At 38.7% G+C, this 16,067-nt stretch carries 11 protein-coding genes; 2 read left to right on the forward strand and 9 right to left on the reverse strand.

Going from position 1 to position 16,067, the window contains the following annotated elements:
* Nucleotides 1-18: 18 nt before the first annotated feature.
* Nucleotides 19-609: a C40 family peptidase gene (locus ACQ334_RS07855; RefSeq protein WP_430987635.1), complete on the reverse strand. Its 591-nt coding sequence runs from the start codon at nucleotides 607-609 to the stop codon at nucleotides 19-21.
* 88 nt (nucleotides 610-697) lie between these two features.
* On the opposite strand from ACQ334_RS07855, the gene fumC reads away from it, so the two are divergent.
* Nucleotides 698-2,095 (forward strand): class II fumarate hydratase, encoded by a 1,398-nt coding sequence (gene fumC, locus ACQ334_RS07860; RefSeq protein ID WP_430987636.1) that lies wholly within the window; start codon nucleotides 698-700, stop codon nucleotides 2,093-2,095.
* Between the two features lie 29 nt (nucleotides 2,096-2,124).
* Here fumC and ACQ334_RS07865 read toward each other — a convergent pair whose 3' ends face one another.
* Complete coding sequence (locus ACQ334_RS07865; RefSeq protein WP_430987637.1) at nucleotides 2,125-3,498, reverse strand: hypothetical protein; 1,374 nt, start codon at nucleotides 3,496-3,498, stop codon at nucleotides 2,125-2,127.
* A gap of 440 nt (nucleotides 3,499-3,938) precedes the next feature.
* Here ACQ334_RS07865 and ACQ334_RS07870 point away from each other — a divergent pair, with 440 nt between their 5' ends.
* On the forward strand, nucleotides 3,939-6,179 hold the full coding sequence (locus ACQ334_RS07870) for a T9SS type A sorting domain-containing protein (protein WP_430987638.1): 2,241 nt from the start codon (nucleotides 3,939-3,941) through the stop codon (nucleotides 6,177-6,179).
* Between the two features lie 143 nt (nucleotides 6,180-6,322).
* Here the strand turns inward: ACQ334_RS07870 and ACQ334_RS07875 are convergent, their stop codons facing one another.
* From ACQ334_RS07875 to gldF, 7 genes are all read right to left on the reverse strand, one after another.
* Nucleotides 6,323-7,183 (reverse strand): hypothetical protein, encoded by an 861-nt coding sequence (locus ACQ334_RS07875; RefSeq protein WP_430987639.1) that lies wholly within the window; start codon nucleotides 7,181-7,183, stop codon nucleotides 6,323-6,325.
* Between the two features lie 56 nt (nucleotides 7,184-7,239).
* Complete coding sequence (locus ACQ334_RS07880) at nucleotides 7,240-9,060, reverse strand: hypothetical protein (RefSeq protein ID WP_430987640.1); 1,821 nt, start codon at nucleotides 9,058-9,060, stop codon at nucleotides 7,240-7,242.
* 40 nt (nucleotides 9,061-9,100) lie between these two features.
* Nucleotides 9,101-9,799 (reverse strand): lipoprotein signal peptidase, encoded by a 699-nt coding sequence (locus ACQ334_RS07885; protein ID WP_430987641.1) that lies wholly within the window; start codon nucleotides 9,797-9,799, stop codon nucleotides 9,101-9,103.
* Between the two features lie 188 nt (nucleotides 9,800-9,987).
* On the reverse strand, nucleotides 9,988-12,468 hold the full coding sequence (locus tag ACQ334_RS07890) for a bifunctional UDP-N-acetylmuramoyl-tripeptide:D-alanyl-D-alanine ligase/alanine racemase (RefSeq protein ID WP_430987642.1): 2,481 nt from the start codon (nucleotides 12,466-12,468) through the stop codon (nucleotides 9,988-9,990).
* A 31-nt stretch (nucleotides 12,469-12,499) separates the two neighbouring features.
* Nucleotides 12,500-13,450 carry a TerC/Alx family metal homeostasis membrane protein gene (locus ACQ334_RS07895; protein WP_430987643.1) on the reverse strand — a complete coding sequence of 317 codons (951 nt, stop codon included), beginning with the start codon at nucleotides 13,448-13,450 and terminating at the stop codon, nucleotides 12,500-12,502.
* A gap of 2 nt (nucleotides 13,451-13,452) precedes the next feature.
* The gene (gene gldG, locus ACQ334_RS07900) at nucleotides 13,453-15,162 is read right to left on the reverse strand and encodes a gliding motility-associated ABC transporter substrate-binding protein GldG (protein WP_430987644.1); all 1,710 of its coding nucleotides are present in this window, start codon (nucleotides 15,160-15,162) and stop codon (nucleotides 13,453-13,455) included.
* The gene (gene gldF, locus ACQ334_RS07905; RefSeq protein ID WP_430987645.1) at nucleotides 15,163-15,885 is read right to left on the reverse strand and encodes a gliding motility-associated ABC transporter permease subunit GldF; all 723 of its coding nucleotides are present in this window, start codon (nucleotides 15,883-15,885) and stop codon (nucleotides 15,163-15,165) included.
* Between the last annotated feature and the right edge of the window lie 182 nt (nucleotides 15,886-16,067).

A 16,067-nucleotide genomic window follows, 5' to 3' on the forward strand; every position in this document is an offset into this window, starting at 1 on the left:
ATTGAATTTTTATCAACTTTAATTAAACACCCTTATCACTTTTACAAACCGGTGTTTGTAGTAATCGTTTAATGGCGTAATGGTTACGCCATTTGCTTTGCCCGATGTGGAATGAATAAATTTAATTTCAGCAGTATCATTACTTACAATGATTCCCATATGGCCTACAATCCTGCTGCTGTCTGTTCCTGTAAATAAAATTAAATCCGCAGGCCTGGCCTCCACAGCCGAAACGGTTTTACCGTAATTGGTAAAATCAACCGACGATCTTGGCACTGTAATATTAAAGTGATTAAACACATGCGTTATAAAACCAGAGCAGTCGAATCCCTCTTCAGGATCGGTGGACGCATACTTGTAAGGTGTGCCAATAAGCGATCCTGCATAGACAAGTAATTGCTCTTGTAACCCATTTCTCTTAACTGCAACAGTATCCCTACTGGTTGCTATTACAGGTGTAACCGGTTTTATACTATCGGCATCTGCTATCGGTACAGTATCCTTATTTACGGCTTTACCTGTATCGCTACCATTTGTAAAAACGTTCCTTTGCGAACTGCCGGTACAACTGGCTAATACAATAAAAAAGCAGATCACAACAAGCTTCATAAAATAGTTTTGTTCACCTAAAACTACATTATAATTGATAGCGCTTTTGTGTTAATTTTGCATCCTCTAATTACAATAAAATCATTTTATGGAATACAGAATAGAAAAAGATACTATGGGTGAAGTGCAGGTACCCGTAAATGCGTATTATGGCGCACAAACCCAGCGCAGCATCGACAATTTTAAAATTGCACAGGACATCAACAAAATGCCTAAAGAAATTATTGCTGCATTTGCTTATTTAAAGCATGCAGCGGCATTAACCAATTACGATGCAGGCGTTTTAACCAAAAAGAAAGCCGACCTTATCGGTAAAGTATGTAAAGAAATTTTAGAAGGAAAGCTGAATGATTATTTTCCTTTGGTGGTTTGGCAAACCGGCAGTGGTACCCAGAGCAATATGAATGTAAATGAAGTGGTGGCTTATCGTGGCCATGTATTAAATGGTGGCAAACTATCTGATAAAGAAAAATACCTGCATCCTAATGATGATGTAAATAAAAGCCAGAGCAGTAACGATACTTTTCCTACTGCAATGCATATCGCCGCTTACAAAATTTTAGTGGAAACTACCATTCCGGGTATTACTAAGCTCAGGAATACTTTAGATAAAAAAGCAAAGGCTTTTAAAAAAGTGGTGAAGATTGGCCGCACACATTTTATGGATGCTACCCCACTTACTTTAGGACAAGAATTCAGTGGTTATGTTTCGCAATTAGACCATGGATTAAAAGCAATAAAAAATACTTTAGCGCATTTGAGTGAGCTGGCTTTAGGCGGCACTGCTGTTGGTACCGGTATCAACACTCCACCAAAGTATGATGTGAATGTGGCAAAGCATATTGCAAAATTAACCAGGCTGCCATTCAGGACTGCTGATAATAAATTTGAAGCCCTGGCTGCACATGATGCAATAGTAGAAGCGCATGGTGCATTAAAAACTGTTGCTGTTAGTTTAATGAAGATCGCTAATGATGTACGCATGTTATCAAGCGGACCAAGAAGTGGTATTGGAGAAATTCATATTCCTGATAACGAACCGGGCTCATCAATTATGCCGGGCAAAGTAAATCCGACACAATGCGAAGCACTGACCATGATTGCTGCCCAGGTAATGGGCAATGATGTTACCATTGGTATCGGTGGCAGCAATGGCCATTTTGAACTGAACGTTTTTAAACCGGTGATGATCTATAATTTTTTACACAGCGCAAGATTAATTGGTGACGGTTGTGTGAGCTTTAATGATAAATGTGCTGTTGGCATTGAACCATTAAGAGCCAACATTAAAAAACATGTTGACAATAGTTTAATGCTGGTTACAGCACTTAACACAAAGATCGGTTATTACAAAGCCGCAGAAATTGCACAGAAAGCTCATAAAGAAGGAACCACATTAAAAGAAATGGCGGTTAAACTGGGTTATGTAACGCCTAAAGAATTTGATGAATGGGTGATACCTGCAAATATGGTGGGAAAAATATAAACAAAACGGAAGCATTTTAGCCTGTAGCTTTATTGTATAACCAATATACTAAAGTTACAGGCTGAAGTTCCAACTCTCGGTGTTAGTGTATACGATCCCGTTGACCCTGGTACGCCACTGCCACGCAGTAGTACATTCTGCAAACCTGTTGACGAAAATACTCCCGATGCTGTAAAACTCATACCATTAACTGAATTGGTGGCAATGGTATAAGAACCAATACTACTCACATCTACCTGGATCATTACTGTGTTAGCGCCATCCAATGGTTTGGCAAGAATATAAAAACCATTTACCGTAACCGGTGCACATGCGCCAGGTGCCCCGCTTAAAGTAAATGTTGCCGGTGGTGGCAATGGTGCAACAGTTAAATAAAAATTACAGGATACTGTTCCCGTGTTAGGTACAAAAGCTGTTGACTCTGCACGTACAGGTGTACCCTTTGCCAATAATACCACGGTGTGCTGGCCTACTGTAGCAAAAGCTCCTGCATCACTAAAGCTAATGCCATTTGCTGTATTGGTATTGATAGAATAGGAACCCGGCTTACTTACATTTACATGCATGGTAACGGTATTTCCTGTTGTTGCAGCAATACCCACATAATAATTGCCATCAATGGTAAAGTTGATACAATCATTAGGCGAACCTTCAAAACTAAATACGGCTTTACCTGCGGTATCAGACAGCACTGTAATACCTGTATTACATTTGCTAACCACACCATTTACTATTACTGTTGATACTTCTGCTTTTAATGGGGTACCTGTTCCTTTTAAATATACATCCTGTAAACCGGTTGTGGTAAACACTCCAGATGTCGAAAATGAAAAACCGTTGGTTGTTGTAGCGTTTATAGTATAATCACCCGGTGTGGCAACAATAGCCTGCACTTTTAAAATATTAGAAGGTGAAAGGGGCTTACCAATAACATAACTGCCATCTGCAAATATGCCGGTACAGCTGTTGGGTGCTCCTGCCAGGGTATATTGTGCAGGTTGCGGTCCGGAAGTTTTTATACAAACATTGCAGGTACTGGATCCATACCTGATAGTGAAACAATTATTTCCTTCTGTGACGGGTTTGCCGCTTGCCATTAAATGAATAGTGCTGGTACCTTTATTAATCTTTCCTGCCTGGTGAAAATAAAAACCATTTATAGTATCCGAAGTAATTTCATAAGTGCCTGCAAAAGAAACCTCCACCTCTACCTCAATAAAATTTTTATTGCTGAATACAGAATCAATATTGTACACACCGCTTACTTTAACAGGCTGGCAATTGCCGGTTGCATCTTTTTTTAATTTTCCTGTAGAGATGCCGTCAAAAAATAATTCCCGCTGGCAAGACTGAAAAAACAGTGCCCCTGTTATTAAAAGCAGTATCGTTTTAAAAACTTTCATATCAGCAATAAGTACTCTTATAAAGATAAGTTTTTATCCCTAAAACAGTTTTCAAAGCGCAACCCTGTTAAATTTACCTGTAAAAACACTATAGTTCTTTATAGTTTTTTACTACTGCCTGGTAAAAAAAGCCGTAGTATTCAGTTGCATTTTCCGTAAAAAAACTGGTTATTAAGCCTTTATAAACAATTTGAAAAAATAGGTTTCTTTTTATAAAATAACAGTATGGCTTTTACGTTGTCAGATTAATACACTTCAGATTAAACCTTACTATGCCCCGATGTGTTTTATCACAACGATAAAATACCGTGGCCTGATACTACCCTTATAGTCCCTCCTGGTAAATCGAATTGTCCCAACGGGATAATATTAAACAGAAAGTATAATGATGAACATTATAAATATCCGAATCCATATTTCAGCACCAAAACTGAAACACTATGAAAATACATTTACCTCAACTTTTATTTATTGGTACACTTTTATTGCTGAGCCTGATCAGTAATCAGCATTTGTATGCGCAGGTACAAACAGGAAAAAGTTATATCAACGTTTCAAAAAATATTACCGGGGGCACTTTTGAACCCGGCGATACCCTTGAAATAAGAGCGGCCATTGCTGTAGGTAATTTTGCCGCATTTTCTATTACGCAAGTAAGGTATAACGATACTATCAATGCCAACTTCACCTATTTACCCGGTACACTTAAGATCATTACTAACGAAGGCTTAACCTTTCGTTCGTATACAGATGCAGCAAGCGATGATGCCGCCATGTTTAACGGCATCAACCAAACCTTGCGTATCAACATGGGTAAAACAGCAGGCGTTGCTGCTAATACAGGCAATGCTGTTACAGGTGGTGGTACAATTGCTTATAATGATAAACCTTCTTTTTATGGAGGTGTCTGCATTATGGTAGCTTCCTTCAGGGTAAAAATAAAAAATGCAGTTACGTATAATAGTCTGATCACTATGCCGGGTGGCGCTTTCCGCTACACACAAAGCGCTGCAGCGGTAACAGCAGGTTTTGCTGCCAATAATATCATGGTGTTTCAGAATATCGGCGTATGCCCTAATTATGTTGGTGGTAATGCAGTGATTGAAAACAACGGTACTTTTGGCAGTGGTAACACCAGGAACAGGAGTGCCTCTGCAATTGTACCTGGTTATTCATTTGTAAACTTTTCGGCCAATCAACCCAACGATGGCAGCTATGGTATTGCTAACAACACCAGTGCTGCCGGAGCCACTAATAACGGTGTACCATACCCTGATAATTCAAGAGTGTTTAGCGTATGGGATATTATTGGCGACCATACCGGTGCAGTAAGTGCCACAGCCGGTAACCCTGCCACAACAGTGGGTAGTACAGGTGGTTATATGGCTATTGTTAATGCCAGTTATGCCACCAACCCGGCCATACAGCAAACCATTACTAATTTATGCCCATCTACTTACTACGATTTTAGTGCATGGTTCAGGAATATCTGTTCTAAATGTTCCTGCGACAGTAATGGGCGTGGTGCCTTAAATGCTTTATTCAACGGGCCGTATCCTCCCGGTGTAAAGCCCAACCTTACGTTTCAATTAAATGGTATTGATTATTATACCACAGGAGATATTTCTTATAATGCCCAATGGGTAAAAAAAGGATTCACTTATTTAACCGGTGGGGCACAAACATCTTTTACATTATCTATACGCAATAATTCTCCTGGTGGAGGTGGTAATGATTGGGCAGTGGATGATGTGAATTTATCTACCTGTGTACCCGACCTTATCTTAAAATATAATCCCGAAATAAAAGTGTGTAAAGATGCACAGATAGATCTCTCGGCCACCATCCGTTGTTTCTTTCCTAATTATGTGTATTACAAATGGCAAAAGAGCACCAACGGTGGCAGCACCTGGTTTGATACAGGCATAAGTGGTGTTGGCTCTCCGGCATTAGTGAGCGGGCAATGGGAATATACTGCCAATTATCCTTTGTTTTTAGCTACCATGGCCGATAGTGGTCATCGTTACAGGGCAGTAGTTGCCACCACGCCCTCTAACTTAACCAATGTAAACTGTGCATACAGTAACAATGCCAGTACCATGTTAAACATTATTAACTGCGGCGTTATCCTCAATGTAAATCTACGATCATTTACCGGGCAGGAGGTACAATCCAATGCAGATCTAAACTGGTCTTTAACACCGGGTAGTAACGTTACTAATTTTGAAATTGAGAAAAGTATTGATGGTATTAATTTTAGTATAGCCGGCACTGTTAAAGCGGGCAATACCGCTATTACAACAAACTATAGTTTTAACGATCCGGATAAATTAGCAGGACTTACTTATTACCGCTTAAAATTAAATGACCATGAAGGATTGCATAGTTACAGCCCCATTATCATACTCAATAATAAGTCGATTGATTTTGCAGTAAAAGGAGTTACCAATCCCGTTACAGATTATATACTCCTGGATATTACCGTACCAAGGCAAAATAAAATAAACATTCAGTTATCAGATATGTTTGGCCACATGATATTTCAGCAATGGGTAGATGGTAAAAAAGGCTGGAATAAAGTAAGGCTGGATATTGTTAAAGACCTGCCCCAGGGAATGTATATGCTTTCGGTAGCCAGCAATAACCAGGTGATCAATAAAAGAATAATTAAAATGAAATAAAGACACTTCGCCGTGAAGTTTGAAATACAAAAGAAAAGCCCTCCCGTTTCTACGGAAGGGCTTTTTTCGTGAAACGGGAATAGTCTGTCGTAAAATAAGCAGTCTCTTAAACTGCTGACGATTCATGACTCACTACTCACGCTTTATTTACATTTGTAAGAGAACTTCAATTTACCCTCAACTGCAGGAATGCTTGATTGATCATCACCCAGCATATATGTGCTGACCACGTAATTATCACGGCTCATTATATACGAACTGAATGCAGACACTGCTGAATCAACCACCACATTACCCGGATCGTAAAAACGCACTTTCAGGTTTTTAACTGCATTGGTTGATTTTCTGCCAAAATTAAAAAACTGGTTATACGGTGCATAAGTATCTTCATCAGGAAAAAGATACAGGTAATTTTTAGGGGAGATATTCGTGTAATAGGTAAGGTCTGCATCTTTAATGATACCAGTAGTAAACTCATCTATCATAGTCATGTGTGTAAGGTTACCACCAGTATATGTGTACGTAACAGTTTGATACGGAATAGCAGGTAGCGAAGAATAAGTGTATGATTTGCTGATCAGGAATCCTGCTGCATCATAATTATACGCTACATCAAATTCGGGTGAACCTGGCAAGGTGGGGTCAATAAGCCCGTGCAATAATTTAATGCGCTTGGTAGTAGCATCAAAAACATAATATTGGTCAGGATCAACATAAACCGTATCGCTGAAATATTGTGGCACCGAATTAAAATCAATGGTTAAGGTAAGGCTGTCGAATTTAGTAATATCAGTTACCGCATCTGAGCCATCGATTGTAGCACCGAGGGAACCTATGCTTACACCGGTTGTACTGTCGCTGAAGGCTATCTTGCTGATACGGCAATCGGCACCAATAAGAACACCTGCCCCATCGCCACCGCCATTTTCAGTACTGTATTCTTTCTGGCAACCGGATAAAAACAATATTGTAACTATTCCTGCTATCCCTGTTAATTTTTTCATTTGTAATATCAATAAGGTGAATACTAAAAAATACTGTGTTTAATTATAAATAATTTTTAGTGAATGGGTAAATTGAAGACGCCATTGGTAATTGATTTTGTATTAGTTCCAGACCCGAAATTCTCTCTCACTGTACCGCTAAAGGTTCCCGTTACAGTAGTAGCAGTAAGGCTGGTTATAATTATAGTAAACGGATCAGGAGTTGAAAGTATACTTTTAGGAGACCAGGTAACGGCATTTAAATCTTTGTAATTCGCCCCTAAAATATAACCGCCGGTAGTACTTCCCAGCAATGTATTCACATAGGTGCCGGTGGTTACAGTGCCGCCTGTGCTTGACTTATCAATATCTAAAACCAACCCTTCAGAATTTGTTGCAGTTGTATATCCTGACATCAGTAAATCTCCAGGTACAAAATAAGTTCCTTGCGCCAGGAAATTAAAAGTGTATTGAACACCATCAATTTTACAAGTAAGAATACCGGTTGGAGCTGCAGCTACCACCACATCAAATGTGCAACTTGAAGTACCGGTTTGTGGCGTAAAAGTGCTGGTGGTTGCAGCAGCACCCGGCGTACCCGAACCCTGTAATGTAACTGGCTGTATGCCTGTTGCGGTAAAGATCCCTGTTGCAGAGAATGTCATTCCATTTACAGTATTTGTTGTAAGTGTGTAAGACCCTGGCGAACTTACATTTACCTGTACTACAGCAGTATTGGTTGCATTTAAAGCTGTTGATCCGGCATAAGTGCCATTAACTGTAATAGGCGCACATGCTGAAGGAGCGCCGCTTAACGTGTATACTGCAGGGGCAGGTGCCGCTGCTACCGTCACTGCAAAATCGCAGCTGTTGGTGATATTTGGTTTAAATGTATTAAAGGTACCAAGGGTTGTTGGTGTTCCGGAGGCAGTTAATGTAATCACCTGCGCACCCGCAGCTAATGTACCTGATCCGCTAAAAGTTATACCATCAACTGTGTTGGTGGTAACAGAATAACTACCCGCCGTTGTTACGGTAACATTTAGCTTAACGTTATTACTTGCAGTAACAGGAATGGTTGCTGTATAGGTTCCGTTTACAATAAAATTAGTGCAGGTATTAGGTGCACCATCTAAAGTAAATACAGCTGCTGCACCACCCACCGGAAGCACATTAATATCATAAGTACAGGTGCTACCCGCAATATTTAATACTGTTACTGTTGCAGGCCCTGCTGTTAAAGGTGTTCCGGTACCCGTTAGCGTTACATTTTGTAAACCGGGTAAAGTAAAAACACCTGATCCTGTAAAAAGAAAACCACTGGTAGTAGCTGCGCCAATAGCATAAGTACCGGTAGCAGTTACATTAACCTGAATGGTAAGTGTGTTTGCGGGGGTTAATGCCACGCCAACAGTGTAGGTACCGGCAACTGATGCACTGGCACATATTCCGGGAGAGCCGTCTAACGTAAATACTGCATTTGATGTACTGGAGTTAATTACAGTTATACTAAATGAGCAGGTGCTTATACCATACTTTACGGTAAATGTATTGGTGCCTGCTGCAAGCGGCTTGCCACTACCATACAACCTGATGGTATTAGTGCCAAAAACTACCGAGCCTGTTCTGCTGAAAGAAAACCCGTTAATGGTGTCTGATTTAATTTCGAAGGTGCCGGGAGTAGTTACATTTACCTGGATATCTACAAATAAGGCATTGGTTAATGCACTATCCACTTTAAAAACACCGGTTACAGTAACAGGAAGGCAATTGCCTCCTGCATCTTTTTTAAAAGCTCCGGCAGATACTCCGTTATTATCAAAAGCTATTTCTTTCTGGCAGGATAAAAATGCTACAACTATTGCCAGAACAAGGATAACTGACTTAAAAATTTTCATACCCCGGTATTAAATTTAATGTTTTATAAAGATAAGTTTTTTATGAAACCTGCGATTCGTCGTTGACTAAAGCCTTGGTTTCCACCGTATGATTAGTTTCATCGCTTTTACGCTGCTTGAAAAAGCGCTTCTGGAAAACTAAAATTGTAATTACACCTGTTGATATTGCTGCATCGGCCAGGTTAAATATCGGCCTGAAAAATTCAAACTCCTGTCCTCCCCAGAATGGCAACCATTTAGGAAAAGTGCCGTGAATAACCGGGAAGTAAAGCATATCCACCACATTACCATGTAAAAAGGAGGCATACCCATGTTTTGCCAATACTGCCAAACCACTGTACCCTGCATATTCTCCTGTTGCCTGATCTGGCACCATTCCTTTATCAAAAATTAATCCATAAAATGCAGAATCGATCAAATTACCCAATGCGCCTGCATAAATTAATGCCGCACAAACGATAAATCCTTTATGGTATTGCTGTTTGATAATGCTGCCCAGGTACCAGGTACCAAATACCACGGCCACCAATCTGAACACGGTAAGTGCCAGTTTACCCCAGTTGCCGCCAAACTTCCAACCATAGGCCATACCGGGGTTTTCTACAAAATAAAGTTGAAAACCGCTGCCCAAAACATTGTGCGATTCATTTAATCCATAATGTGTTTTGATGTACAACTTCAAAGCCTGGTCGGCCAATACAACCAGCGCAATAATAAATGCAATGTGTTTTGCTTTCATAATAAGGCGCAAATATAAGACAGTTTGGGGGTTTAGAGTTTAGGGTTTAGCAGTTTAGAAGTTATGTTACGGGTTACGGGTTAATTGATTGTTTGCGAAGAGATCAAAGCGGCTATTAACAATGTAAATAAAAAACAAAATTAACCCGTAACTCTTCTAACTCGTAACCCCTCTAACCCGTAACCTCTCTATTCTTCATAATACACCCTCTTCACCCTTTGGGATATACCGGTTAATATTTCGTAGGCAATTGTATTGGCCCAGTGGGCAACTTCTGTTACTGCAAGCTTCTCGCCAAATACCATTACGTCATCGCCTTCTTTTGCAGCAATGCCTGTAATGTCCAGCATGGTCATATCCATACATACATTGCCAATTACCGGCGCCAGTATACCATTCACATTCATTTTACCAATACCGTTGCCCAGGCTTCTTGGATAACCATCGGCATAACCAATACGCACTGTGGCAATTACCGAATCTTTTTCAGCAATACCATTACGGCTATAGCCAATGCTTTCGCCGGCCTTTACTTTTTTTATTTGTGAGATGGTGGTTTTTAAGGTGCTTACATTTTTCAATTGCTGTTGCATGCCCAGGTTGCTATCCACACCATATAAACCAATTCCCAACCGTACCATATCTAATTGCAACTCTTTATGCCGGTGAATAGCAGAAGTATTGGCAATGTGTTTGATGAAAGGGTAGCTGATATTTTTTTCAATTTCTTTGCAGCCTTTTAAAAACAGGTCCGATTGATATTTTGTAAAATCATCGTGCACTTTATTGTCACTCGCTGCCAGGTGTGAGAATACCGATTGAATTTTGAATTGAGGCGAAGCATGTAATTTTTTACTCAACGTTTTTATTTCTCCTGCTTCAAAACCCAGGCGGTGCATACCGGTATCTAATTTTATATGCACCGGGTAATTGTTGATACCCGATTGCAGCAAATAATTTTCAAAAGCTGTTAAAATACCAAAGGAATATAACTCCGGTTCCAGGTTAAATTGTACCAGCATATCAAAAGTACTTTCTTCTGCATTCATCACCATTATGGGTAACGTAATGCCTGCTCTTCTTAATTCCACACCCTCATCGGCATAAGCCACCGCTAAATAATCCACTTTTTGAAATTGTAATAAATTCGCAATTTCAAAACTACCACTACCATAGCTGAAAGCTTTTACCATGGCCATTAGTTTTACGCCGGGCTTTAATTGTTGCTGGTAGGTTTTTAAATTATGAATGAGTGCGCTTAAATTTATTTCCAGTACGGTCTGGTGGCTTTTCTGTTCCAGCAAATGACTGATCTGTTCAAACTCAAATATCCTGGCTCCTTTTAATAAAATGGTTTCATTATAAAAATGCAGTGAAGGAAACTGTTGTTTAAATTCATTGGTGGAAGTAAAGAAGGCTGTTTCCCTGATCTTTTCAAAACAAGTACTGTATTTGGAAATTTCTGTTCCTATTCCAATAAGGCGGTTAATATTTTTTTGTTGCAGAATATCCGCCACTTCTTCATACAATGCAGCATTGGTTTTACCACTCTGCAAAATGTCGCTGATGATAACTGTACGCTTTGGATGTTGTTGCTGTTGTTGTAAAAAATCCAGTGCAATAGAAAGTGAAGTGATATCGGCACTGTAACTATCATTAATTACCGAACAATTGTTGATGCCTTCCTTTAATTCCAACCGCATTTCAACAGGCTTCAGTTGCAGCATGCGCTCCTGTATCACCTCGTCGCTTACCTGCAAATGCAATAATACGCTCCAGCAGGTGATAGCATTTTTTATAGCTGCATCATTATTAAACGGTATGGAGATGCTTATTTTTCTTTCTTTAAATATCGCTTTTATAACTGTATTAAATGGCTGCACCTGTATGGTGTTGATACAAAGCGTGGCCTCCTCTTTTTGCCCCCAACTGAATAGTGTATTATTATTTTTTTGTTGCAGTTCTGATAACGCTTCGTCAATTAAAGTTTCATCTTTGCAATAAATAACTGTTTCAGTATTTTTAAAAAGTTTTGTTTTTTCATTGATCTTGGCCCCGATATTTTCAAAGCCTTCGCTGTGTGCTTCACCAATATTGGTAAAGATGCCAATAGTAGGTTGAATTATTTTTTCCAGCCTCTCCATTTCACCAGCTAAAGAAATGCCAGCTTCAAAAATACCCAACGTATAGGTGTCATTCATTTGCCACACACTGAGCGGCACGCCAATTTGTGAGTTATAACTTTTGGGGCTGCGTACAATAGTATAATCTGCCTGCAGCAATTGATACAACCATTCTTTCACAATTGTTTTTCCATTACTTCCTGTAATACCAATTACCGGAAAATTAAACCGGCTACGGTGATATGCCGTTAATTTTTGTAAAGCTGCCAACACACTTTCTACCAGTATAATATTGGCGCCATCATATTCTTCCGGTAAAAAAACAAAAGATTTATCAACTATAAAATGCCGTACACCTTTATGGTATAGGTCTTTTACAAAAGCATTGCCTTGCCTGCGTGGGCCGGGGATGGTAAAAAATATAGTAGAGGATGGAAATAATAATTTACGGCTATCGATCAGTAAATGTTCAATAGCTGCATCCCGGTTTTTGTTTACCAAAAAACGACCGTCAATTATTTTTTCTATTGCTGTAATGGTGTACATCTAAAAGTTTTAGAGTAACTGTTTATTCACCTTAATCTTCACGGATCCCTTTACGTTTATGATAGATAGAATATAATATTGATCCTGTAATACAAACCACAATCACCAGCAGCGATACCCAAACCGGCATATGCACCCAGTTAGCGATCAGCATTTTTACACCGATAAACAATAACACAATAGCAATACCTTGTTGTAAATAATCGAATTTGCTGGCAGCACCACGCAATAAAAAAAACAAACTGCGTAACCCCAACACCGCAAAAATATTGGAAGAGTAGATCAATAATTTTTTACTGGGGTCAGGGATGATAGAGAATACAGCAGGAATGGAATCCACCGCAAATACAATATCAATTAAACCCAGCATTATCACTACCATTGATAGTTTAGTAAAGTAGGATTTATTATTCCTGGTGATGATGAAACGGCCATGCGGTTCTTCATCAGTAGTACGCATAAATTTTTTCATAAAACGGAAGGCCCAGTTTTCCTGCGGATTAAATTCTGCCTCTTCATTGCTGGCAAACATTTTTATACCGGTGTATACCAGGAACACGCCAAAAATGTACATGATCCATTCATATTTAGCTACAGCGGCACTACCAACAGCAATAAATAAAATCCTGAAAACAATGGCCATCAAAATACCAAGCAACAATACTCTTGAATAATTATTTTCCTTTACTTTAAAAAAAGAAAAGATGATGATAAACACGAAAATATTATCGATAGACAAGGACCATTCTAATAAATAAGCAGAGATGTATGCAATGGCGTCGGCTTTACCATTGCCGTTTTCATTTTCGAACCAGATAAAACCGCAAAACGCAACAGATAGCAATACCCAGAAAATAGTTTGTATTAAAGCCGTTTTTAAACTGATGGTCTTATTTTTTTTGCTCAGCAAACCCAGGTCTAAAACCAATGCAATAATTATAACAGCACTGAAAACAACGTATATCAATTGGTTCTTGTCCATTTTTATTTTTTAGTGTATTTTCTTTTACGCCACCATTGGTAAATAATGGCGAATAAAAATACCAGTAAAACCGGCAGCGCAATATTGATCAGCTGCCAGCTGGTTTTTTCTGCAGTCACTTTTTTTGAATCCAGTAAACGCAGGGTGTAATCTTTTGATTTTGCTTCTGAAAGCCCCGATTGATTGATGAGATAGTCTAAACAGTTTTGTAAAAAATCTTTATTAGCAAACTGAAATTGCTGTTGCGTTCCGTAAGTGTAGGGATTCATACCCATTGGCAACGGTTCGTTTTTTTGAACACTGTTCAATACCATATCGCCATCTGCTGCAATGATAATTTTATTGTCTGTTAAACATTGTTGCTGAAAAACCGCATCATATTTTTGCAGCGAATCATTTAATGCCTGCGATAACCTGTTGGTGTATAAGGATTGAAATTTCCCTTCTAATAAAACTGCAACCGGAATATTGGCCTTTTTAAATTTATCATCCTCCGGCGCATTTACATTTTCTTTTCCGCTGATAAGTGCTGGTGTTGCAATAGTACGGGAGTTGGGAGATGAACTTAATAAAATTGTTTTCTTAATTCCTTCAGCTTCTATGGTATCAATGGAGTTTACAAACTTACCCGATACAAAACCAAGGTTTTTATTAATGATATTATCCGACTTTGATGCAAACACCGGAAAATAATTCCAGGTAAGAAATTCAAATTGTCCATTGCCATTTACGTCAAAAGGTAGTTTATCACTTTGCAGGTCCATCACCAGGTCGCTGTTAATTCTTGCGCCGTACTTAAACAACAGGTCATTTAATTCCAACCCTCTGTCGTAAGCGATCACTTCATTTTTTATACGCAGGCTATCCATTTCTGCATTCAGCTTATCTATAAAAAATAATAGTTTACCGCCCCGCATTAAAAACTGGTCGATCCTTAATTTTTCAATATCACTAAACGGTTGTGTTGGTTTTACAATAATCAGTAATTTAAAAGTATCCGGTATTTCCGGTTGTGTATTTAAGTTGAACGTAAATAATTTATAATTGGGACGTAATACACTTTCAACCAGATCATACGTAATATAACTACCTACCGGTGGTTCGCCATTACCAATGGAATAAGCCACCATTGGTTTATCATCATGTGTTAATTTGTAAATGGTATTGGCTAATTCAAATTCCATTAAAGCCTCGGCACTGTTTATTTCCTGCCTGCCAATATTGGGTATGCCATTATATAACTTAACCGGCAGTACTTTTTCTTTGTACCGCATTAATGCCACAGGGTAAACCAACTGTTGCTTTTCACCTTCTTTTAACTGCGATTTTAAATTGTATGGATATAAGCCCAGTGCAGACAATGTATCGCCCCACTTAACCGTGGTACCTTCCATCTCTTCATCGGGGCTAATAAAATTGTATTGTATTTTGCTGCCCGCTACTTCCTTAAATTCACTTAATATTTCATTGGCGCTATTCGCCAGTTTTTTAAATCCACTGGGAAAATCTCCTTTTAAAAACACATCAACCTGCACTACATCATCCAGTGTTTTTAATATTTTTTTTGTGGGTTTAGATAAAGTAAATCTTTTTTCGTCAGTAAAATCTATCCTGGTATGATATGATGATGCCAGCCAGTTGATGAGCACCAGCAAGACTAGTGTGATTGGCAGCCAAAGTTTACTGTTCCATATTTTTTTAAGCAGGCCCATTTATTTTTTATGCAGATTTTTAACTGTTACTAAAAGGAATAAAAAGATAATGCTCAGAAAATAAATTACATCCCTGCTATCGAGTACGCCACGGCTGATACTGCGGTAATGAAAATCGATACCCAGCATTTCAACATAATAATCTAATCCATTTTCAAAAAAAGATAATTTACTCAATGCACTGAAACCAAAAAATAAAATGAGGCAACCAAATACACTTATCAAAAAAGCTACCACCGCATTATTGGTAAGGCCGCTGCAACACAAGCTGATAGCTGCAAAAACAGCGGCTAAAAAAAATAAGCCGATATAGCTACCCGTTATACCGCCGCCATCAATTCCACCCAGTACACTTAATTTTTTTATAGTAAATACATAAATGAAAGTGGGCAGAATTACAAACAGCAATACAATTATAATAGAAAGATATTTCCCCAGCACAATCTGCCATTTAGTAAGTGGTTTGGTTTGCAGAATTTCAAAAGTGCCACCTTTAAATTCATCGGAAAGTGTGCGCATAGTAATGGCCGGAACCAGGAAAAGCAAGATCCAGGGTGCCAGCTCAAAAAATTTATCTAAAGTAGCATAACCAAAATCGAAGATATTGCTGTCTTTTAATACAAACAGGAATAACCCGTTTACCACTAAAAACAAAATGATGGCAATATAGCCGGTAAGGTTACTGAAAAATTGTTGCAGTTCTTTTTTACAAATACTCCACATGTGGTTTTAAAATTGCTGCAATTTACTACTTAACCAGTTAATTTACAGCGATAAAATACACCATATTAAATTTTATATGAATGCCGGCTATACCTTTTACCCTTCAAAATAACCAGTTAAAAAATAAATTTTAACTTTTTAAGCAGCACTTTTTGTAAAGCCACTGTCATATTTCCCGGATA

The organism is Ferruginibacter sp. SUN106 (assembly GCF_050611765.1).
Classification (GTDB): Bacteria; Bacteroidota; Bacteroidia; order Chitinophagales; family Chitinophagaceae; genus Ferruginibacter.

Bases quoted from the DNA above. Each gene is read 5' to 3' on its own strand.
- ACQ334_RS07855 (WP_430987635.1), bottom strand. From the start codon at position 609: ATGAAGCTTGTTGTGATCTGCTTTTTTATTGTATTAGCCAGTTGTACC.
- fumC (WP_430987636.1), top strand. From the start codon at position 698: ATGGAATACAGAATAGAAAAAGATACTATGGGTGAAGTGCAGGTACCC.
- ACQ334_RS07865 (WP_430987637.1), bottom strand. From the start codon at position 3,498: ATGAAAGTTTTTAAAACGATACTGCTTTTAATAACAGGGGCACTGTTT.
- ACQ334_RS07870 (WP_430987638.1), top strand. From the start codon at position 3,939: ATGAAAATACATTTACCTCAACTTTTATTTATTGGTACACTTTTATTG.
- ACQ334_RS07875 (WP_430987639.1), bottom strand. From the start codon at position 7,183: ATGAAAAAATTAACAGGGATAGCAGGAATAGTTACAATATTGTTTTTA.
- ACQ334_RS07880 (WP_430987640.1), bottom strand. From the start codon at position 9,060: ATGAAAATTTTTAAGTCAGTTATCCTTGTTCTGGCAATAGTTGTAGCA.
- ACQ334_RS07885 (WP_430987641.1), bottom strand. From the start codon at position 9,799: ATGAAAGCAAAACACATTGCATTTATTATTGCGCTGGTTGTATTGGCC.
- ACQ334_RS07890 (WP_430987642.1), bottom strand. From the start codon at position 12,468: ATGTACACCATTACAGCAATAGAAAAAATAATTGACGGTCGTTTTTTG.
- ACQ334_RS07895 (WP_430987643.1), bottom strand. From the start codon at position 13,450: ATGGACAAGAACCAATTGATATACGTTGTTTTCAGTGCTGTTATAATT.
- gldG (WP_430987644.1), bottom strand. From the start codon at position 15,162: ATGGGCCTGCTTAAAAAAATATGGAACAGTAAACTTTGGCTGCCAATC.
- gldF (WP_430987645.1), bottom strand. From the start codon at position 15,885: ATGTGGAGTATTTGTAAAAAAGAACTGCAACAATTTTTCAGTAACCTT.